The organism is Xanthomonas sp. 3307, assembly GCF_014199735.1.
Lineage (GTDB): Bacteria > Pseudomonadota > Gammaproteobacteria > Xanthomonadales > Xanthomonadaceae > Xanthomonas_A > Xanthomonas_A rydalmerensis.
The window spans coordinates 514,114-535,176 of the sequence record NZ_JACHOG010000001.1; the positions used below are offsets into that span (position 1 = coordinate 514,114).

Below are 21,063 nucleotides of genomic sequence, written 5' to 3' on the forward strand. Positions count from 1 at the left end.
AGGTAACACCCGGCGCGACCGCTGCGCGGTCACGGATTGAACATGCGCTGCGGCGCCAGCAGCCCGCTCGCATCGACCTGGCCCAGGCCCAGCGGGACGCCCTCGGCGTCGAACACCGCAGCCAGGCCGGGCGCCCAGGCCGGATCGCGCAGCCGCTGGCCCATGCGGAAACGCTGCGCCGCAGCAGGCTCCAGGCGCACCGGCGGGAAATCGGCCAGGCCGGCGGCCAGCGGCAGCACCAGCGCCTCCAGTGCTGCCGGATCCTGCGCGGCCAACTGCTGCAGGTGCTCCAGGGTGACCATCTGCGGGTTGCGGAACGGCTCCACCCACAGCCGCCGCAGCGCGGCGATGTGCGCGCCGCAGCCCAGCGCCTCGCCCAGGTCGCGCGCCAGGCTACGGATGTAGGTGCCGGACCCGCAGGCCACGTGCAGGCGCAGACGATCGCCGGCGTGGGCGAGTACGTCGATCGCATGCACCTCGACCTCGCGCTCCGGCGCCTCGATCGCCTCGCCGCGGCGCGCCTTGACGTACAGCGGCTCGCCGCCCTGCTTGAGCGCGGAATAGATCGGCGCGCGCTGGCGGATGCGCCCGCGCAGCGGTGCCAGCGCCGCCTCCAGCGCGGCCGCGTCCAGCGGCGGCACCGGCCGGGTCCGCAGCACCGCACCCTCGGCATCGTCGCTGTCGGTGGTGACGCCGAGCACGACCTCCGCTTCGTAGGCCTTGGCCGAGCCGAGCAGCAGCCCGGCCAGCTTGGTCGCCTCGCCGAAGCACAGCGGCAGCAGCCCGGTGGCGAGCGGGTCCAGGCTGCCGGTGTGCCCGCCCTTCTCGGCACGGAACAGCCGCCGCGCCGCCTGCAGCGCCGCGTTGGAACTCATGCCGATCGGCTTGTCGAGCAGCACGATGCCATCGAGGCGACGGAAGACGATACGGGGCAGACGCGGACCGAAGACAGGCATGGAGTGCAGGCGGGGAGTTGGGATTGGGGATTCGGGATGGGCGAATCCGGCATCTGCCGGGCGCGTGCGACCGACACAGGCAGATAGCGAAGGCACGCACAACAGCGGGCCGGTTGCGGATGAGGCAGCGCCGCGATCGCGGCCGAGACGAAACGTCCGCGCTCGACGCGTCCGTTCAAACAGTGGGCGCCGATGCCGGGGCATCGGCGGCGGGCTCAGTCCTTGCGCGGCGATGCTTCGCCGTCGTCGGCGGCACGGCTGTCGTCGTCCTGATCCTGCCGCAGCTCCGGCATGTCGCGCAGCAGATTGTCGATGCGCTCGCCGCGATCGACCGAATCGTCGTAGTGGAAATGCAGCTCGGGCACGTGGCGCAGCTTCATCGCCCGGGCCAATTCGCTGCGCAGCTGCGGCGCCAGCTCCTTCAGGCCCTTGACCGCCTCGGCCGAGCGCTCCTGCATCAGCGCGGTGACGAACACCTTGGCATGGGCCAGATCGCGGGTGACTTCGACGTCGGACACGCTGACCGACGGCAAGCCGTGATCGCGCACGGCCGCATGCACGATCGTGCCGAGGTCGCGACGGATCTGCGCGGACACGCGATCGGTACGGTGAAAGGATTTGGTGGGCATATCGAAAATCTCGTTGTTCGGAACAAAGTAACCGGGAAGGAGCTGGGACGAGCGAAGCGCCTGCAGCGCCCCGCTCTTCCCATTCCCCAATCCCGGCTCCCGAATCCCGGCTTCTTACAGCGTGCGCTGCACTTCGATGCGCTCGAAGCACTCGATCTGGTCGCCGGCCTTGACGTCGTTGTAGGCCTTCACGCCGATACCGCACTCGGTGCCGTTGCGCACCTCGTCGACGTTCTCCTTGAAGCGACGCAGCGATTCCAGCTCGCCCTCGAACACCACGGTGTTGTCGCGCAGCACGCGGATCGGCTTGTTGCGCTTGACCACGCCCTCCACCACCATGCAGCCGGCGACGGCGCCGAACTTGGAGCTGCGGAACACGTCGCGCACCTGGGCGACACCGATGATCTCTTCGCGGATCTCCACGCCCAGCAGACCGGACGCCACCTGCTTCACCTGGTCGATCACGTCGTAGATGATCGAGAAGTAACGCAGGTCGATGCCGTTGGTCTCGATGATGCGCCGCGCCGAGGCGTCGGCACGCACGTTGAAGCCGATCACCGTGGCCTTGGACGCCAGCGCCGAATTCGCATCGGACTCGGTGATGCCGCCCACGCCGGAGTGGATCACGTTGATGCGGATCTGCTCGTTCGACAGCGCGGTCAGCGACTGCTTCAGCGCTTCCACCGAACCCTGCACGTCGGCCTTGATCACCAGGTTCAGCGACAGCTGGCCTTCGCCCTTGCCGAGCTGCGACATGATGTCTTCCATGCGGCTGCCCGCCGAGGACACCAGGCGCGACTCGCGGCGCTTGGTCTCGCGCTGCTGCGCCACGTCCTTGGCCAGGCGCTCGTCGTCGACGACCACGAAGTCGTCGCCGGCATCCGGCACGCCGGACAGGCCGAGTACCTGCACCGGGATCGACGGCCCCGCGGAATCGGGCTGCTTGCCGGTCTCGTCGAACAGCGCACGCACGCGGCCGTACTGGATGCCGCACACCAGGTAGTCGCCCTTCTTCAGCGCGCCCTGCTGCACCAGCACCGTCGCCACCGGGCCGCGGCCCTTGTCCAGCGAGGACTCGATCACCACGCCGCTGGCACGGCCTTCGGCCACCGCCCGCAGTTCCAGCACTTCGGCCTGCAGCGAGATCGCGTCCAGCAGCACATCGATGCCCTGGCCGGTCTTGGCCGAGAGTTCGACGAACTGGGTGTCGCCACCGAATTCTTCGGCGACCACGTCCTGCGCGAGCAGTTCGTTCTTGACCCGCAGCGGATCGGCACCGGACTTGTCGATCTTGTTGACCGCCACGATCAGCGGCACGCCGGCCGCCTTCGCATGCTTGACCGCCTCGACCGTCTGCGGCATCACGCCGTCGTCGGCCGCGACCACCAGCACCACGATGTCGGTGAGCTTGGCGCCGCGCGCGCGCATCGAGGTGAACGCGGCATGGCCCGGGGTATCCAGGAAGCTGATGACGCCGCGGTCGGTTTCGACGTGGTAGGCGCCGATGTGCTGGGTGATGCCGCCGGCTTCGCCCGAGGCGACCTTGGTGCGGCGGATGTAGTCCAGCAACGAGGTCTTGCCGTGGTCGACGTGGCCCATGATGGTGACCACCGGCGGCCGCGACAGCTTCTCGCCCTGCGCGTCCTCGGTGTGCGCCAGCAGCGCGTCCTCGGCGTCGGCGCTGCCTGCGCGCACCGGCTTGTGGCCGAGCTCTTCGGTGATCAGCGCCGCGGTGTCGTGGTCGATGGACTGGGTGATGGTGGCCATCACGCCCATCTTGAACAGCGCCTTGACCACGTCGCCGCCCTTCAGCGCGAGCTTCTGCGCCAGGTCGGCCACGGTGATGGTGTCGCCGATCGCCACTTCGCGCACCACCGGTGCGGTGGGACGCTCGAAACCGTGCGCGCCGCCGCCGCTGCGCAACGGTTCGGCCTGGCGACGGCCGCCGCTGTGGCTGCCGCCGCGCGGCTTGCCGCGCACGTTGGAACGGCGCGCGCGATCGGCCGCGGACAGGTGCAGCTGGCCGGCGAAGCGGCTGGTGCTGTCGTCGTCCTCGACCCCGGCGACCATCACGTGCGAGCCGCGGGTCTTGTGCTTGTTGTTGGCATTGTTGCGGTCGTCGCTGCGCGGCGCCGCCGGCTTGGCCGGATGCGCTGCACCCGCCGGACGCGGCGCGCCACCAGCCGGGCGCGGCGCGACGGCCGGACGAGCCGGGCGCGGCGCCGCAGCGGCGTTCTGAGGCGCCGACGCAGCCGCGGCCGGCGGCGCCGATTCGGCGTCCAGCGCGGCCTGCGCGGCGCGTTGCTCGGCCTCGGCGCGCTCGCGCGCGTCCTGCTCGGCCTTGCGCTTGCGCTCGATTTCCTCGGCGCGCGCACGGTCCTGCTCGGCGAGCTTCTGCTGTTCGGCCAGGTTGCGCTGCTTGGATTCCTCCAGCTTGCGCAGGATCTCGGCGCGCTCGTCATCCACCCGTCCGCCCGCGGACGGCGCCGCACGCTCGGCGGCCAGGTCCTCGGCCGACTTCACGTAGGTGCGCTTCTGCCGGACCTCGACGTTGACCGTGGTCTTGCTGCGCCCGGCGCTGACCGTCACTTCCTGCAGCTTGCGCCGGTTCAGGGTGATCTTCTTCGGCGCCGCCTGGGCCTCTTCCTCGACCGGCTTGTCGGTCTTGCCGTGGGTACGGCGCAGGAAGCCCAGCAGCTTCATCTTTTCGGTGCTGGTGACGACCTGGTCGGGACCGCTGAACTTCATCCCGGCGTCGGCCAGTTGAACCAGCAGTTTCTCGACCGGCGTGTTCACCAGTTCGGCCAGCTTGCGGATGGTGGTTTGCTGCGACATTCGGATCCTATGATCTGGTTGGCGCCCCCTCGCCGCGTGCGAAGGTAGCGCGGATTCTAAGCCCTGATCGGGTCAGGGCGGCATTCATCGCTGACTCATTCGCCGCGCTCCAGGCGGGCGATCTCCTCGGCGCGGGCGGCCAGGATCAGGGCCGCGGCGCGGTCCTTGTCCAGGTCCTCGATGCCGAACTCGAGGATTTCGTCGGCAGCCAGATCCGACAGGTCCTCGCTGGTACGCACACCATGGCCGGCCAGCGCGTAAGCGGTGGCTTCGTCCATGCCCGGCAGCGACAGCAGGTCCGCCGCCGGCACACCATCCTCGTCGCTCTCCTCGGCGGCCAGCGCCTCGTTGAGCAGCGCGTCGCGGGCACGGGCGCGCAGTTCCTCGACGATGTCCTCGTCGAAACCTTCCACCGCCAGCAGCTCGCCGACCGGCACGTAGGCGATTTCCTCGACCGAGTTGAAGCCCTCGGCGACCAGGATCGCGGCGATTTCCTCGTCCACTTCCAGCTTGTCCATGAACAACTGGCGGGCGACGGCCTGCTCGGCCTCGGACTTGGCCGCGACCTGCTCGGCGGTCATCACGTTGAGCTGCCAGCCGGTCAGGCGGCTGGCCAGGCGCACGTTCTGGCCGCCCTTGCCGATCGCCTGGGCCAGGCGATCTTCCGCCACCGCCAGGTCCATCGAGTGCTTTTCTTCATCGACGATGATCGACTGCACCTCGGCCGGCGCCATCGCATTGATGACGAAGTTGGCCGGGTTGTCGTTCCACAGCACGATGTCCACGCGCTCGCCGTTGAGCTCGTTGGACACCGCCTGCACGCGCGAACCACGCATGCCGATGCAGGCGCCGATCGGATCGGTGCGGGTGTCGTGCGCCAGCACCGCGATCTTGGCGCGGTCGCCCGGATCGCGCGCGCAGGCCTTGATCTCGACCAGGCCCTGGCCCACTTCCGGCACTTCCAGCTTGAACAGTTCGATCATGAATTCCGGCGCGGCGCGGCTGATGAACAGCTGCGGGCCACGCGGCTCCGAACGCACTTCGGCCAGATAGCCGCGCACGCGATCGCCGGCGCGCAGCACGTCGCGCGGAATGCCCTTGTCCTTGGGGATGAAGGCCTCGGCGTTGCCGCCCAGGTCCACGTAGATGTTGCCGCGCTCGGCGCGCTTGACCACGCCGGTGACCAGTTCGCCGACGCGATCCTTCCATGCGTCCACCACCTGCTGCCGCTCGGCCTCGCGCACGCGCTGCACGATCACCTGCTTGGCGGCCTGCGCGGCGATGCGGCCGAAGTCCGGATTCTCGATCTGCTCTTCGATGTAGTCGCCGACGTCCACGCCCTCGGCCTCGTCGACCGCGTCCATCAGGCGGATCTGCCGGTCGGGCGATTCCATCACCACGTCGTCAGCCACCACTTCCCAACGGCGGTAGGTTTCGTAATTGCCATCCTTGTGGTCGATGGTGACGCGCGTCAGCACGTCCTGGTCGGGGTAGCGCTTCTTCGCCGCCGACGCCAATGCGGCCTCGATCGCGTCGAAGATCACTTCGCGCGGCACGCCCTTTTCGTTGGCCACCGCGTCGACTACCAGCAACAGTTCCTTGCTCATTCTTTCGCTCCGCGCGCAGCCTCGTCGGCCGCCGGTTCGTTGGATGGTTTCTTATTGGATTTTGCGTTCTTGCCGGCCGGCTTCGGACCCTTGCCCGGCTTGGTCGGGGCCAGGCCCAACGCGGCCCAGTCGGGCATGATCCGCGCCTTGTCGATGTTGTCGAAGTCCACTGCCAGTTCGGCGCCGTCGACCTCGAAGGTGATCCGGCCGGCATCCGCGTCGGCCTGCACGATGCGCCCCTGCAGGCGCCGACGGCCCTGCTGCGGCAACTTCAACACCACCTTGGCCGATTCGCCCAGGTGGCGGGAAAACTGTTCGGCGCTGAACAGCGGCCGGTCCACGCCCGGCGAGGACACTTCCAGCGTGTAGTTGCCGCTGATCGGGTCTTCCACGTCCAGTTGCGCCGAGACCTCGCGGCTGACCCGCTCGCAATCGTCGATGTTGACGATGCGCTCGGGCTGCTCTGCCAGCGGCACGTCGATATACAGGCGCAGCGTGGCGCCGCCGGGGGCCGGCAGATATTCGGCGCCCAGCAGTTCCAAACCCAACGCGTCCACGGTCGGGCCCAGCAACGTCGCGATTTCGTTTGCCTTGTCGCTCACAGCCTGCCTTGCATCTGAAGGGTTGAAGAGTCGGTTGCGTGATATTTCCCGGACCCCGGAAACGACAAAGGGCCCTCTGGGCCCCTTGTCCGGTACGACTCCGGTCACGCTGGATTCCGGTTGCGACGACGGGAACATGCGTCATCGCGAAGCCCAAACTTCCCTGCCGCAGACAACCGATGGACTGGTTGCCGCTGCAGACAAATATGGTAGCGGGGGCAGGATTTGAACCTGCGACCTTCGGGTTATGAGCCCGACGAGCTGCCAGACTGCTCCACCCCGCAGCAGAAGCGGAATTATGAAGAATCAGTGCGTCAATTGCAAGCCCTGATTTTCATCTCGATGCGGTAGCGACGCTGCCGTTCGAAGGACGCCATGATAACCGCACGCGATGGAAAACGAAACACCAATCGCATCGCCGAATGCAAAAAAGCCAACGCCGCCTTACGGCGGCGTTGGCGTAAAACAGCGGGAAAACCGCCCTTTCGCGATCAGGCCAGGTGCGCGAAGGCGCGCTGGCACCACGCCATCAGCGGGCTCCAGGCCAGGCCGAAGGCCAGCAGGCCGAGCGCGTTGACGCCCAGCGCCACACTCAGCACGCGGTCGTCGTTGGCCGGCAGCGGCGTGCCGACCGGCTCGTCGAAGTACATCACCTTGATCACGCGCAGGTAGTAGAAGGCACCGATCACCGCGCACAGCACCGACAGCACGGCCAGGCCGGTCCACCACAGGTTCTGGTCGGGCACTGCGACCACCGCGCCCAGCACCGCCAGCTTGGCCCAGAAGCCCAGGAACGGCGGCACGCCGGCCAGCGAGGCCATGATGCACAGCACCAGCAACGCCATCCATGGGTTGCGCGCGTTCAGGCCCTTGAAGTCGTCGATGTTCTCGGCTTCGAAGCCCTTGCGCGACAGCGCGATGATCGCGCCGAACGAAGCCGTGGACATCACCGCATAGCAGATCGCGTAGAACAGCGCCGCCGCATAGCCGCGCTCGCCGCCACCGGCCACGCCCAGCAGCAGGAAGCCGATGTGCGAGACAGTGGAGTACGCCAGCATGCGCTTGAGGTTGCTCTGCGCCACTGCCATCAGGTTGCCGACCACCAGCGACAGCGCCGCCAGGCCGCCGATGACCCAGTGCCACTGCGCCGCCAGCGGGCCCACGCCCACTTCCAGCAGGCGGTAGGCCATGCCGAACGCAGCCAGCTTGGACGCCGAGCTGATGAACAGCGCGATCGGCGCCGGGGCGCCCTGGTAGACGTCCGGCAGCCACATGTGGAACGGCGCGGCGCCGAGCTTGAAGGCGACGCCGGCGATCATGAACACCGTACCGGTGAGCAGCAGCATGTGCTCGCGGCCGTTGCCGATCGCTTCGTGGATGCCGCTCAGGCTCAGCGTGCCGGTGGCACCGTAGATCAGCGACATGCCGTACAGCAGCAGGCCGGAGGCCAGCGAACCGAGCACGATGTACTTCATCGCCGCTTCGGTGGCCATGCCGTTGTCGCGGTTGGAGGCGACCAGTGCGTAGGAGCACAGCGCCAGCAGTTCCAGGCCCAGGTAGACCATCAGCAGGCTGCCGGCCGAGACCAGGATCATCATGCCGACCGTGGCGAACAGCACCAGCACCGGGATCTCGCCCTGGTACAGCTTGCGCTCGCGCAGGTAGCTCCAGCCATAGATCAGGGTCAGCGCGCTGAGGCCGACGATCACCGTCTTCATCACGTCGGCGGCGGCGTCGCGCACGAACATGCCGTTGAACACCTCGCCCTGCCCGCCCACGCCGGCCAGCAGCATCGCGAACACCGCGACCAGGATCGCCACCGAGACGATGTGGGTCCAGGCCTTGTTGCGCTCGCTGATGAACAGATCGAGCATCAGCAGGAAGAAGGCACCGGCCGTCAGCACCAGCTCGGGCAGCAGGGGCGGCAGGTCGACGGTGGTCAGAGGCAGCAGCGCAGGGGTGGTCATCATCAAATCTCTGGAATCAATACGCTCGACGGCCGCTTACAGCTTGCTGGTGGCGATCTGCGCCGCCAGCTTCGCGATCGAGGGCTCCATCAGGTCGGTCAAGGGCTTCGGATACAGGCCCAGGGCCAGCACGCCGAGCGCGAACACGCCCAGCACCAGCGCCTCACGGCCGTTGATGTCCTTCAGCTCGGCGACGTGCGCATTGGCGACTTCGCCGAAGAACACGCGCTTGTACAGCCACAGGGTGTAGGCGGCGGTGATCACCAGGGTGGTCGCCGCGCCGAAGGCCAGCAGCGGATGCGCCTGGAAGCTGGCCATGATGACCATGAACTCGCCGACGAAGCCGCTGGTGCCCGGCAGGCCCGCATTGGCCATGAAGAACAGCATCGCGAAGGTCGCGAACCACGGCATCACGTTGACCACGCCGCCGTAGTCGGCGATGCGGCGGGTGTGCATGCGGTCGTACAGCACGCCGACGCAGGAGAACATGGCGCCGGACACGAAGCCGTGCGAGATCATCTGCACCATCGCGCCCTGCAGGCCCAGCCGGGCCGCATCGGTGCTGCCGAAGCCGACCAGGGCGAAGGCGACGAAGGTGCCGAGGGTGACGAAGCCCATGTGCGCGATCGACGAATAGGCGATCAGCTTCTTCATGTCGTCCTGGACCAGCGCGACCAGGCCGACGTAGATCACCGCGATCAGCGACAGCGCGATCACCAGCCACGCCCACTCGTTGCTGGCGTCGGGCAGGATCGGCAGGTTGAAGCGCAGGAAACCGTAACCGCCGATCTTCAGCGCGATCGCCGCCAGGATCACCGAACCGGCGGTCGGCGCTTCCACGTGCGCGTCCGGCAGCCAGGTGTGCACCGGGAACATCGGCACCTTGACCGCGAAGGCGATCAGGAAGGCGAAGAACAGCCAGGTCTGTTCCTTGGAGGTCAGCGACAGCTGGTACAGGTCGGCGAGCTGGAAGCTGCCGCCCTTCAGGTACAGGTAGATCAACCCGACCAGCATCAGCACCGAGCCGAGGAAGGTGTACAGGAAGAACTTGACCGCGGCGTAGATGCGGCGCGGGCCGCCCCAGATGCCGATGATCAGGAACATCGGGATCAGCATCGCCTCGAAGAACACGTAGAACAGCATCGCGTCGGTGGCGGAGAAGATGCCGACGGTGACGCCTTCCAGGATCAGGAACGCGGCCACGTACTGGTTGACGCGCTTGTCGATCGAGGTCCACGCGCCGATCAGCGCCAGCACCGTGACCAGCGTGGTCAGCACGATCAGCGCCACCGCGATGCCATCGGCGCCGAGGTTGTAGCCGATGTCGTACGCCGGGATCCAGGCGTGGGTCTCGACGAACTGCAGCGCGTCGCTGGCGTAGTCGAAACCGGTGAGCAGCGGCAGGCTGAGCACGAAGGTCAGCAACGCCACCAGCAGCGACGCCCAGCGCGCCGCACGCGCATCACGCAGGGCGAGCACCAGGGCGCCGCCGATGATCGGCAGCCAGATCAGGATGGAGAGTAGAGGCCAGTTCGACACGTGTTCTTATTCCGTACAGGTCAACGCCAGAAATGCATCAGCACGCCCAGCAGGGCAATGAGACCGACGATCATCGCGAAGGCGTAGTGATAGAGGAAACCGGATTGCGTGCGACGCAGCAGGTTGGCCGCCAGGTCGATCACGCGTGCGGTGCCGTTGACCATGACGCCGTCCACGACATGCGTATCCACCGCGCGCGACACCTTGCCCAGGCGCACGCCGCCGCCGGCGAAACCGCCGATCCAGAGCTTGTCGAAACCGTACTTGTTCTCAAGGATCCACACCGGCACCGAGAAGGTCTTGCGCGCCTTCGCCGCCAGTTCCGGCTTCCACAGGTACAGGATCCAGGCCAGGGCGAAACCGGCCAGGGTGAGGAAGAACGGCGGTTGGGTCAGGCCGTGCAAGGCGAACGCGACCGGGCCATGGAACTCCTCGGCCAGCGCGCCGACGGTGTCGCGTGCCGGATCGTAGAAATCGACGATGCCGGTGAAGAAGCTGACCGCCTGGCCCTTGATCGCCGCCGCGGCATGGTGCCCTGCCCAGTCGGTACCGAACAGCATCGGGCCGATGGTGAAGAAGCCGATCGCGATCGACGGGATCGCCAGCAGGATCAGCGGCACCGTCACCACCCACGGCGACTCGTGCGGTTCGTGCGCGCCATGATGACCGTGGTGGTCGTCATGCGCATGCGCGTCGTGCGCATCGTGTGCGTGGGATTGCGCCTCTGCATCGGTGTGGGCGCTGTCGTGGTGGGCGTGCACGTCGTGCGCATGCGCATCGCGGAAGCGCTCCTGGCCGTGGAAGGTCAGGAACAGCAAGCGGAAGCTGTAGAAGCTGGTAATCAGCACGCCGCCCAGCACGGCCCAGTAGCCGTAGCTGGCGATGCTCCAGAACGGCGCACCCTCGGCGTGGTGCTGGGCCGCCTCGATGATGGTGTCCTTGGAATAGAAGCCGGCAAAGAAGGGGGTGCCGACCAGCGCCAGGGTGCCGATCACGCTGGTCCAGTAGGTGATCGGCATGTACTTGCGCAGGCCGCCCATCTTGCGCATGTCCTGCTCGTGGTGCATGCCGATGATCACCGAGCCGGCCGCCAGGAACAGCAGCGCCTTGAAGAAGGCGTGGGTCATCAGGTGGAACACCGCCGCCGAGTACGCCGACACGCCCAGCGCCACGGTCATGTAGCCCAGCTGCGACAACGTCGAGTAGGCGACCACGCGCTTGATGTCGTTCTGCACGATGCCGATCAGGCCGGTGAAGAACGCGGTGGTGGCACCGATGAACAGCACGAAGTTCAGCGCGGTCTGCGACAACTCGAACAGCGGCGACATGCGCGCCACCATGAAGATGCCGGCGGTGACCATGGTCGCGGCATGGATCAGCGCCGAGATCGGGGTCGGGCCTTCCATCGAGTCCGGCAGCCACACATGCAGCGGCACCTGCGCCGACTTGCCCATGGCGCCGATGAACAGGCACACGCAGATGATGGTGGAGACGTTCCAGGCATGGCCCTGGAACAGCTGCACCTGAGCCAGGCCGCCGGCGGCGTCGCTGCCCAGCACCGCGGTGGCGTTGGCGAACACGCTGGCGTAGTCCAGCGTGCCGAACCACAGCAGCACGCCGGCGATGCCGAGGATGAAGCCGAAATCGCCGACGCGGTTGACCAGGAACGCCTTCATGTTGGCGAACACCGCGGTCGGGCGCTTGAACCAGAACCCGATCAGCAGGTACGACACCAAGCCCACCGCTTCCCAGCCGAAGAACAGCTGCAGGAAGTTGTTGCTCATCACCAGGCTCAGCATCGAGAAGGTGAACAGCGAGATGTAGCTGAAGAAGCGCTGGTAGCCCGGATCGTCGGCCATGTAGCCGATGGTGTAGATGTGCACCAGCAGCGACACGAAGGTCACCACCACCATCATCATCGCGGTCAGGCGATCGACCATGAAGCCGACGTGGGCCGAATAGTGGCCGACCTCGAAGAAGGTGTAGAGGTTCTGGTTGAACGGCGAGGCGCCCTGCCCGACCAACTGGTACAGGGTCCAGCACGACAGCGCGCAACTGACCGCCACGCCGAGGATGGTGGCGAACTGTGCGCCCTTGCGACCGACCTGACGGCCGAACAGGCCGGCGATGATGCTGCCGACCAGCGGGGCCAGCACCACCGCGATCAGCAGACTCTTGGAGAGCGTAATTTCCATCTGCAGGTCAGCCCTTCAGCGAATCGACTTCGGCCACGTTGATCGTGTGGCGGGTACGGAACAGCGTCACCAGGATCGCGAGGCCGATGGCGGCTTCGGCCGCGGCCACGGTCAGGATGAAGAACACGAACAACTGGCCGGCGGCGTCGCCAAGCTCGCGCGAGAAGGCGACGAAGTTGATGTTGACCGACAACAGCATCAGCTCGATCGACATCAGCAGCACGATGACGTTCTTGCGGTTGAGGAAGATGCCGGCCAGGGCGATGCAGAACAGCACCGCGCCGAGCGCCAGCAGATGGCCTAGGGAGATCATGGCTGGCCCTCCTGCGATGCCGGCGGAGTGTGGAGCGTGGGCTTTTCGGCGTCCATCTTGACGATGCGCAGGCGGTCGCTGGCCTTGACCCGCGACTGCTCGCCCGGGTTCTGGGTCTTGATGCCGGTGCGCTTGCGCAGCGTCAGCATCACCGCAGCGACGACCGCCACGGTCAGGATGATCGCGGCGAACTCGAACGGCAGCAGGAACTGGGTGAACAGGGTCTTGGCCAGCCAGGTGATGTTGGAGGTGTCGGCGGCCTGGGCCGCGGCGTTGTCGGCCGGGAACGGCGCCGCACTGCGCGCCTTCACGCCGATCAGGGTGACCATCTGCACCAGCATCGCCACCGCGACCACCAGGCCGACCGGCAGGTAGCGCACCCAGCCTTCGCGCATGCGGGCGGTGTCGATGTCCAGCATCATCACCACGAACAGGAACAGCACCATCACCGCGCCGACGTAGACCAGCACCAGGGTCACGCCGAGGAATTCGGCGCCCACCAGCAGCCACACGCAGGCGATGGAGAAGAACGTCAGGATCAGGCACAGCACCGCGTACACGGGGTTGCGCACGCTGATCACCGCGCCGGCGGCGACCGCGGCGATGGTGGCGAAGATCCAGAAAGCGATATTGACCCAATCCATTTCGGAACCTCAGCGGAAGGGAGCGTCGGCAGCACGGCGCTCGGCGATCTCGGCCTCGAGCCGGTCTCCGATCGCCAGCAACTGCGGCTTGGTGACGATGTTCTCGCCGCGCTTCTCGAAGTGGTACTCCAGCACCTGGGTCTCCACGATCGAATCCACCGGGCAGCTTTCCTCGCAGAAGCCGCAGTAGATGCACTTGAACAGGTCGATGTCGTAGCGGGTGGTGCGGCGGGTGCCGTCCTCGCGCTTGGTCGAGTCGATGGTGATCGCCAGCGCCGGGCACACCGCCTCGCACAGCTTGCAGGCGATGCAACGCTCTTCGCCGTTGGGATAGCGGCGCAGCGCGTGCAGGCCGCGGAAGCGCGGCGACTGCGGGAACTTCTCCATCGGGTACAGCACGGTGTACTTGGGACGGAACGTGTACTTCAAGGTCAGCCACAGGCCGCCGAGCAGCTCGAGCAGCAACAGGCTCTTGAAGTAATGGGTGACTTTATTCATCGCTTACACACCCCTGTGGATCACACCGTAGAACACCATCAATGCCGTCACCGCGATCCACACGATCGTCAACGGAATGAACACCTTCCAGCCCAGGCGCATGATCTGGTCGTAGCGGTAGCGCGGGAAGCTGGCGCGGAACCAGATGTACGCGCTGGCGAAGAACAGCACCTTCATCAGCAGCCACGGCCAGCCGCCGGTCCAGATCCAGTTGACCCACGGCGACACGTCCGCGGTGACCCAGCCCTGGATCGGGCTCAGCCAGCCGCCCAGGAAGAAGATCGAGACCAGGAAGCTGACCAGGATCATGTTGGCGTATTCGGCCAGGAAGAACAGCGCGAACGCACCGCCCGAATACTCGACCATGTGGCCGGCGACGATTTCCGACTCGCCTTCGACCACGTCGAACGGCGCGCGGTTGGTCTCGGCCACGCCGGACACCCAGTACACGATGAACAGTGGGAACAGCGGGATCAGGAACCAGCTGAAGAACCCGGAGCTGCCGGCCTGCGCCTGCACGATCGTGCTCAGGTTCAGGCTGCCGGCGGCGATCATCACACCGACCAGGGCGAAGCCCATCGCGATCTCGTAGCTGACCACCTGCGCCGCCGAGCGCATCGCGCCGAGGAAGGCGTACTTGGAGTTGGACGCCCAGCCGGCGAGGATGATGCCGTACACGCCCAGCGAGGTCATCGCCAGCAGGTACAGCAGGCCGGCGTTGGCGTTGGACAGCACCAGCTTGGCGTCGAACGGCACCACCGCCCAGGCGGCGAAGGCCGGCGCCAGGGTGATCAGCGGCGCGATCACGAACATCGCCTTGTGCGAGCTGCTGGGCTGGATGATTTCCTTGAACAGCAGCTTGAAGACATCGGCGAAGGCCTGGAAGATGCCCATGCCCACGTACATCGGCCCGTGGCGCACGTGCATCCAGCCGATCAGCTTGCGCTCCCAGACCACGTAGAACGCCACCGAGATGATCACCGGCATGGCGATCAGCAGGATCTTCAGCACGATCCACAGGACCACGCCGAGGGCGCCCAGGCCGAGGAACCACTGGTGCAGCGGGTCGACCACGTTCAACAGCATCTCGTTCATGCAGCCACCACCGTCACCCGACCGGCGCCCAGCGGCGCGGTCGCGCCGTGGCCCGTTTCGATCCAGGCCGCGCCCGGCGCGACCCGCTTGTCCGTCGCCAGCGGCAACGTGGCGCTACCCGCCGCGGTGCCGACCTTGACCATCTGTCCGTCGCTCAGGCCCAAGCGCGCCGCCTCGTCCGGATGCAGCGCAATGCTCGGCGCGCGGTTCAGCGGGTGCTGCTGCAGCGCCTGCGCGCGGCGCACCACCGCATCGGTGCGGTAGATCGCCGGACTGGCGGCCAGTTCCAGGCCCTCGTCCTGGCGCGCCGGCTGCGCCGAGCTTGCCGCGGCGACTTCGCGCGGCTGCAGGCCATCGCGCAGCCCGGCCAGGTCGATGAACTCGAAGCCCTGCAGGCCCAGCTCGCCGCCGAGCGCGCGCAGCACGCGCCAGCCCTCGCGGGCCTCGCCCGGCAGCTTGCCACCGGCGCGGGTGCGCTGGTCGCTGCCGTTGAGGTTGGTCAGCGTCGCCTCGATTTCCGGCAGCGCGCCGATCGGCAGGATCACGTCGGCCACGTCGCGGGTGGAAGCGCAGGCGAAATGGCTGAACGCCACCACCTTGGCGCCGGCCAGCGCGCTGCGCGCGGCGGCGGCGTCGGCGAAGTCCAGCCCCGGCTCCAAGCCGTACAGCACGTAGGCGCTGCGCGGTTCGGCCAGCATCGCCGCGGCGTTGCGGCCGCGCGGCAACACGCCGTAGCGCGACAAGCCGAGCGCGTTGGCGCCCTGCGGGATGCGGCACAGCGCCGCGCCGGTGGCGGCGGCGAAGTCGCGCGCAGCCGCACGCAGCGCGGCGGCCTGCGGATGGTTCTCCACCAGCGCGCCGACGATCAGCACCGCACGGCCGGCACCCTGCACCGCTTCGCGCAGCGCGCCATCGGCCAGCGCTTCGGCGAACTTCGACGGCGCCACGATCTGGCGGCCGGCCTGGTCGAAGGCCACGTCGAAATCGACCGGATTGATCGAATACACCTTGGTCTGGCGCTGCATCCGCGCCTTGCGCAGGCGTGCATGCAGCAGCGGCAGTTCATGGCGCAGGTTGCTGCCCAGGATCACCACCACGTCGGCCTGCTCGATCTCCGCCAGCGGCAGCGCGAACGGCTCGGCCAGCGCGGCATCGGAGAAGTCGCGGTTGTACACGCGGTGATCGAGGTTGCCGCTGTCCAGGCCCTCGGCCAGGCGCGCCAGCAGCGCGCCCTCCTCGTTGGAGGTGGACGGATGCGCGAGCACGCCCAGCGCGTCGCCACGGTTGGCCTTGAGGATCTCGCTCGCAGCGGACAGCCCTTCGGCCCACGACACCTCGCGCCACTGCCCGTCGACCTTGCGCATCGGCCGCAGGGCGCGGTCCTCGGCGTACAGGCCCTGGTGCGAGTAGCGGTCGCGGTCGGACAGCCAGCACTCGTTGACCGCTTCGTTGTCGCGCGGCACGGTGCGCAGCACTTCGCCGCGGCGCACGTGCAGGAACAGGTTGGAGCCCATCGCGTCGTGGTAGCCCAGCGACTCGCGCGCCACCAGTTCCCAGGGGCGCGCACGGAACTGGAACACCTTGTTGGTCAGCGCGCCCACCGGGCACACGTCGACCACGTTGCCGGACAGCTCGGTGGTCAGCGGCTTGCCGTCGTAGGTGCCGATCTGCAGGTTTTCGCCGCGGTACATGCCGCCCAGCTCGTAGGTGCCGGCGATGTCAGCGGTGAAGCGCACGCAGCGCGTGCACTGGATGCAGCGGGTCATCTCGGTGGCGACCAGCGGCCCGATGTCCTCGTCCGGCACCACGCGCTTGCGCTCGTTGAAGCGGCTGACCGAGCGGCCATAGCCCAGCGAGACGTCCTGCAACTCGCACTCGCCGCCCTGATCGCAGATCGGGCAGTCCAGCGGATGGTTGATCAGCAGGAATTCCATGACGCTGCGCTGGTACTTCAGCGCCTTGTCGCTGCGGGTCTGCACCTTCATGCCGTCCATGACCGGCGTGGCGCAGGCCGGCGACGGCTTGGGCGACTTCTCGACGTCGACCAGGCACATGCGGCAGTTGGCCGCGATCGGCAGCTTCTCGTGGTAGCAGAAGCGCGGGATCGGAATGCCGGCCTTGTCGGCGGCCTGGATGATCATCGAGCCCTTCGGCACGACCAGCGACTGGCCGTCGATCTCGACGGTCACATGGCCTTCCGGCACGACCGCGGGGGTCGCGCCGGGATTGTTGGGTTGCGCGCTCATGCGGCGGCTGCCTCCACCTTCTTGCCGTCAACCATCGAATGACCGTTGACGATGTAGTACTCGAATTCGTCCCAGAACTGGCGCAGGAAGCCCTGGATCGGCCAGGCCGCCGCCTCGCCGAAGGCGCAGATGGTGTGGCCTTCGATCTGCCCGGCGACGGTGCGCAGCTGGTGCAGGTCTTCCATCGTCGCCTTGCCGGCGACGATGCGCTCCAGCACGCGGTGCATCCAGCCGGTGCCTTCGCGGCACGGGGTGCACTGGCCGCAGGACTCCTTGTGGAAGAACTGCGAGATGCGGCAGGCGAACTTCACGCAGCAGACGCTGTCGTCCAGCACCACGATCGCGCCAGAACCCAGGCCGGTGCCCAGCGCGCGCAGCGTGTCGTAGTCCATCTGCAGGCCCTTGAGCTGCTCGGCCTTCAGCACCGGCATCGACACGCCGCCCGGGATCGCGCCCTTGAGGGTGCGGCCCGGCTTCAGCCCGCCGGCCATCTCCAGCAGTTCGTCGAAGGTGGTGCCCAGCGGCACCTCGAAGTTGCCGCCCTTCTGCACGCAGCCGGAGACCGAAAAGATCTTCGGGCCGCCGTTCTTGGTCTTGCTCAGCCCCAGGAACCATTCCGGGCCGTTGCGGATGATCGCCGGCACCGAGGCGTAGGTCTCGGTGTTGTTGATCGTCGACGGCTTGCCGTACAGGCCGAAGTTGGCCGGAAACGGCGGCTTGTAGCGCGGCTGGCCCTTCTTGCCTTCCAGCGACTCCATCAGCGCGGTCTCTTCGCCGCAGATGTAGGCACCGGCGCCCAGCGCGCCGTAGATGTCGATGTCGATGCCGCTGCCGAGGATGTCCTTGCCCAGCCAGCCATTGGCGTAGGCATCGGCCAGGGCCTGCTCGAAGTTCTCGAACGGCTCGTGGTGGAACTCGCCGCGCAGGTAGTTGTAGCCCACGGTGGAGCCAGTGGCGTAGCAGGCGATGGCCATGCCCTCCACCACCGAATGCGGGTTGTAGCGCAGGATGTCGCGGTCCTTGCAGGTGCCGGGCTCGGACTCGTCCGAGTTGCACAGGATGTACTTCTGCGGCGCACCCTTGGGCATGAACGACCACTTCAGGCCGGTCGGGAAACCTGCGCCGCCGCGGCCGCGCAGGTTCGACTGCTTGACCATCTCGATCACCTGCTCCGGCGGGATCTTCTCTTCGAGGATCTTGCGCAGCGCAGCGTAGCCACCGGTCTTCAGGTAGCTTTCGTAGGACCACGGGGTGTCGTAGTGCAGCGTGGTGTACACCACCTGGTGCGGCTGCGGCGCGGGGCCGACCGGACCGGTGGGAGCGTGGGGATGCTGTGCCATTGCCGTTACTCCAACCCGTCCAGCAATTCGTCGACCTTGTCCTTGGTCAGATGCTCGTGGTAGTGGCCGTTGATGACCATCATCGGCGCGCCGGCGCAACCGGCCAGGCATTCTTCCTCGCGCTTGAGGTAGACGCGACCGTCGGCGGTGGACTGGCCCAGCTTGCAGCCGAGCTTCTTCTCGGCGTGCGCGACCAGGTCCTCGGCACCGTTGAGCCAGCAGCTGATGTTGGTGCAGAACGCGACGTTGTTGCGGCCGACCTTCTCGGTCTCGAACATCGAGTAGAAGCTGGCGACCTCGTAGGCCCACACCGGCGGCAGTTCCAGGTACTTGGCCACGCCGGCGATCAACTCGTCGGTCAGCCAGCCCTGGTTCTGTTCCTGCGCCGCGTGCAAGCCCTGCAGCACCGCCGAGCGCTTGCGGTCCGGCGGGAACTTGGCCAGCCAGTGATCGATGTGCGCGCGCGTCTTGTCGCTCAGCACCACCATCGGATCGACGTCGCGCGCCGCTTCGAAATTACCTGTCGCCTTCATCGGTCGACCTCACCAAACACCAGATCATAGGTACCAATCATCGCCACCACGTCGGCCAGCATGTGGCCGCGCACGATCGCATCCATCGACGACAGATGGGCGAAGCCCGGCGCGCGCAGGTGCACGCGGAACGGCTTGTTGGCGCCGTCGGACATCAGGTAGCAGCCGAACTCGCCCTTCGGCGCTTCGACCGCGCAGTATGTCTCGCCGGCCGGCACGCAGTAGCCTTCGCTGAACAGCTTGAAGTGGTGGATCAGCGCTTCCATGTCGTCCTTCATGTCGGCGCGCTTGGGCGGCGCCACCTTGAAGTTCTCGACCATGACCGGGCCCGGGTTGGCCTTCAGCCACTGCACGCACTGCTTGATGATGCGGTTGGACTCGCGCATCTCGGCCACGCGCACCAGATAGCGGTCGTAGCAGTCGCCGTGGGTGCCGAGCGGAATGTCGAAATCGACGCTGTCGTACTTGGCGTACGGCTGCTTCTTGCGCAGATCCCAGGCGATGCCCGAGCCGCGCAGCATCACCCCGGTCATGCCCCAGCCATAGGCCTGCTCCGGAGTGACCACGCCGATGCCGACGGTGCGCTGCTTCCAGATGCGGTTGTCGGTGAGCAGGGTCTCGTACTCGTCGACGCGGCCCGGGAAGGTGTTGGTGAAGTCTTCCAGGAAGTCGAGCATCGAGCCTTCGCGCGCGGCATTGAGCCGCTTCAGCGCATTGCCCTTGTGCCAGCGCGACTCCTGGTATTTCGGCATGCGGTCCGGCAGGTCGCGGTAGACGCCGCCCGGACGGTAGTAGGTCGCGTGCATGCGCGCGCCCGACACCGCCTCGTACACATCCATCAGCTCTTCGCGCTCGCGGAACGCGTACAGCATCACCGCCATCGCGCCCAGATCCAGGCCGTTGGAGCCGACCCACATCAGGTGGTTCAGGATGCGGGTGATTTCGTCGAACATGGTGCGGATGTACTGCGCACGCTCCGGCGCCTCGATCCCCATCAGGGTCTCGATCGCGCGCACGTAGGCGTGCTCGTTGCACATCATCGACACGTAGTCCAAGCGATCCATGTAGCCGATCGACTGGTTGAACGGTTTGGACTCGGCCAGCTTCTCGGTGCCACGGTGCAGCAGGCCGATGTGCGGATCGGCGCGGACCACGGTCTCGCCATCCATCTCCAGGATCAGGCGCAGCACGCCGTGCGCGGCCGGATGCTGCGGGCCGAAGTTCATCGTGTAGTTGCGGATCTCCTGCTTGGCTTCTGCAGGATTGCTGGCGAACCCGTCGTGCGCCTGGTGGTACTCGCTCACTTGGCGGACTCCTTCTGTGCTTCGCCCGCCGCGGTCTGGTAGCGCGCATCGTCGCGGATCACGCGCGGCACGCCCACACGCGGCTCCACCGAGGTCACCGGCTCGTAGATCACGCGCTGCTTCTCTTCGTCGTAGCGCACTTCGACGTTGCCGATCAGCGGGAAATCCTTGCGGAACGGATGACCGACGAAGCCGTAGTCGGTGAGGATGCGGCGCAGGTCCGGGTGACCGGAGAACACCACGCCGAACAGGTCGAACGCCTCGCGCTCGAACCAGTTCGCGCCCGGCCAGATGTCGGTGACCGAGGCCACCACCGGCAGGTCTTCGTTCGGCGCGTAGCAACGCACGCGCAGGCGCTGGTTGTGGCGGTAGGAGATCAGCTGCGCCAGCACCGCGTAGCGCTGCTGCGGGACCGGCAACGGCTGGGCGCCGCCGGCGGCCTCGCCACTGGGAAACTCGCCCCAGGCGAAACGGCCCACGGCCTTGCCTTCGACGCCGCGGCTGAAGCCGTGCGAGGACACGTCCGAGGTATCCCACTCGTCGCTGCCGTAGCCCAGGTAGTCCACGCCACACAGGTCGGACAGCTGTTCGAAACCGAACTCGTCGCGCAGCGCCAGGCAGGTGGCGTGCCAGGCGTCGGCCGGCACTTCCAGGGTGACTTCGCCGCGCGGAAGGGCCACGAAGACCTGGCTGCCGGGGAAACGGGCGCCGAGTCGGTCGCTAAAGGAAGATGCTTGCTCTGCCATGGGGGCTTGGCGTG

Annotated in this window: 17 protein-coding genes and 1 tRNA gene; all 18 read right to left on the bottom strand. The window is 67.1% G+C overall.

Annotated elements, in window-relative coordinates; all coding sequences use genetic code 11:
• Positions 1-29: 29 nt before the first annotated feature.
• On the bottom strand, positions 30-956 hold the full coding sequence (gene truB / locus GGR64_RS02150; protein ID WP_160969856.1) for a tRNA pseudouridine(55) synthase TruB: 927 nt from the start codon (positions 954-956) through the stop codon (positions 30-32).
• A gap of 215 nt (positions 957-1,171) precedes the next feature.
• Positions 1,172-1,585 carry a 30S ribosome-binding factor RbfA gene (rbfA, locus tag GGR64_RS02155; protein WP_184643674.1) on the bottom strand — a complete coding sequence of 138 codons (414 nt, stop codon included), beginning with the start codon at positions 1,583-1,585 and terminating at the stop codon, positions 1,172-1,174.
• Between the two features lie 114 nt (positions 1,586-1,699).
• The gene (gene infB / locus GGR64_RS02160) at positions 1,700-4,420 is read right to left on the bottom strand and encodes a translation initiation factor IF-2 (protein WP_184643676.1); all 2,721 of its coding nucleotides are present in this window, start codon (positions 4,418-4,420) and stop codon (positions 1,700-1,702) included.
• A gap of 95 nt (positions 4,421-4,515) precedes the next feature.
• Entirely contained in the window at positions 4,516-6,027 is a 1,512-nt protein-coding gene (gene nusA / locus GGR64_RS02165; RefSeq protein WP_160969862.1) for a transcription termination factor NusA, read from the bottom strand.
• On the bottom strand, positions 6,024-6,629 hold the full coding sequence (rimP, locus tag GGR64_RS02170) for a ribosome maturation factor RimP (RefSeq protein WP_184643678.1): 606 nt from the start codon (positions 6,627-6,629) through the stop codon (positions 6,024-6,026). The genes nusA and rimP overlap by 4 nt, the downstream gene beginning before the upstream one ends.
• A 207-nt stretch (positions 6,630-6,836) precedes the next feature.
• Positions 6,837-6,913 (bottom strand) — tRNA-Met (locus tag GGR64_RS02175).
• A gap of 207 nt (positions 6,914-7,120) precedes the next feature.
• On the bottom strand, positions 7,121-8,596 hold the full coding sequence (nuoN, locus tag GGR64_RS02180; protein ID WP_167087552.1) for an NADH-quinone oxidoreductase subunit NuoN: 1,476 nt from the start codon (positions 8,594-8,596) through the stop codon (positions 7,121-7,123).
• Between the two features lie 36 nt (positions 8,597-8,632).
• Positions 8,633-10,135, bottom strand: coding sequence for an NADH-quinone oxidoreductase subunit M (locus tag GGR64_RS02185; protein ID WP_184643680.1), 1,503 nt, complete (start codon positions 10,133-10,135; stop codon positions 8,633-8,635).
• 20 nt (positions 10,136-10,155) lie between these two features.
• Positions 10,156-12,330, bottom strand: coding sequence for an NADH-quinone oxidoreductase subunit L (nuoL, locus tag GGR64_RS02190; protein ID WP_184643682.1), 2,175 nt, complete (start codon positions 12,328-12,330; stop codon positions 10,156-10,158).
• A 7-nt stretch (positions 12,331-12,337) separates the two neighbouring features.
• Positions 12,338-12,643, bottom strand: a complete 306-nt coding sequence (gene nuoK / locus GGR64_RS02195; protein WP_017908131.1) for an NADH-quinone oxidoreductase subunit NuoK — start codon at positions 12,641-12,643, stop codon at positions 12,338-12,340.
• Positions 12,640-13,287, bottom strand: a complete 648-nt coding sequence (locus tag GGR64_RS02200; RefSeq protein WP_160969870.1) for an NADH-quinone oxidoreductase subunit J — start codon at positions 13,285-13,287, stop codon at positions 12,640-12,642. Before GGR64_RS02200 ends, nuoK begins: the two co-directional genes overlap by 4 nt.
• 9 nt (positions 13,288-13,296) lie before the next feature.
• Positions 13,297-13,785 (bottom strand): NADH-quinone oxidoreductase subunit NuoI, encoded by a 489-nt coding sequence (gene nuoI, locus GGR64_RS02205; RefSeq protein ID WP_010343013.1) that lies wholly within the window; start codon positions 13,783-13,785, stop codon positions 13,297-13,299.
• Positions 13,786-13,788: 3 nt separating this feature from the next.
• Positions 13,789-14,880 carry an NADH-quinone oxidoreductase subunit NuoH gene (gene nuoH / locus GGR64_RS02210; RefSeq protein WP_184643684.1) on the bottom strand — a complete coding sequence of 364 codons (1,092 nt, stop codon included), beginning with the start codon at positions 14,878-14,880 and terminating at the stop codon, positions 13,789-13,791.
• Positions 14,877-17,126: an NADH-quinone oxidoreductase subunit NuoG gene (nuoG, locus tag GGR64_RS02215; protein ID WP_184643686.1), complete on the bottom strand. Its 2,250-nt coding sequence runs from the start codon at positions 17,124-17,126 to the stop codon at positions 14,877-14,879. The genes nuoH and nuoG overlap by 4 nt, the downstream gene beginning before the upstream one ends.
• Positions 17,123-18,466 carry an NADH-quinone oxidoreductase subunit NuoF gene (gene nuoF, locus GGR64_RS02220; protein WP_184643688.1) on the bottom strand — a complete coding sequence of 448 codons (1,344 nt, stop codon included), beginning with the start codon at positions 18,464-18,466 and terminating at the stop codon, positions 17,123-17,125. The genes nuoG and nuoF overlap by 4 nt, the downstream gene beginning before the upstream one ends.
• Positions 18,467-18,471: 5 nt before the next feature.
• Positions 18,472-18,999, bottom strand: a complete 528-nt coding sequence (nuoE, locus tag GGR64_RS02225) for an NADH-quinone oxidoreductase subunit NuoE (RefSeq protein WP_048489486.1) — start codon at positions 18,997-18,999, stop codon at positions 18,472-18,474.
• The gene (locus GGR64_RS02230; RefSeq protein ID WP_184643690.1) at positions 18,996-20,303 is read right to left on the bottom strand and encodes an NADH-quinone oxidoreductase subunit D; all 1,308 of its coding nucleotides are present in this window, start codon (positions 20,301-20,303) and stop codon (positions 18,996-18,998) included. The genes nuoE and GGR64_RS02230 overlap by 4 nt, the downstream gene beginning before the upstream one ends.
• Positions 20,300-21,049 carry an NADH-quinone oxidoreductase subunit C gene (locus tag GGR64_RS02235; RefSeq protein WP_184449321.1) on the bottom strand — a complete coding sequence of 250 codons (750 nt, stop codon included), beginning with the start codon at positions 21,047-21,049 and terminating at the stop codon, positions 20,300-20,302. Before GGR64_RS02235 ends, GGR64_RS02230 begins: the two co-directional genes overlap by 4 nt.
• Positions 21,050-21,063: the final 14 nt, after the last annotated feature.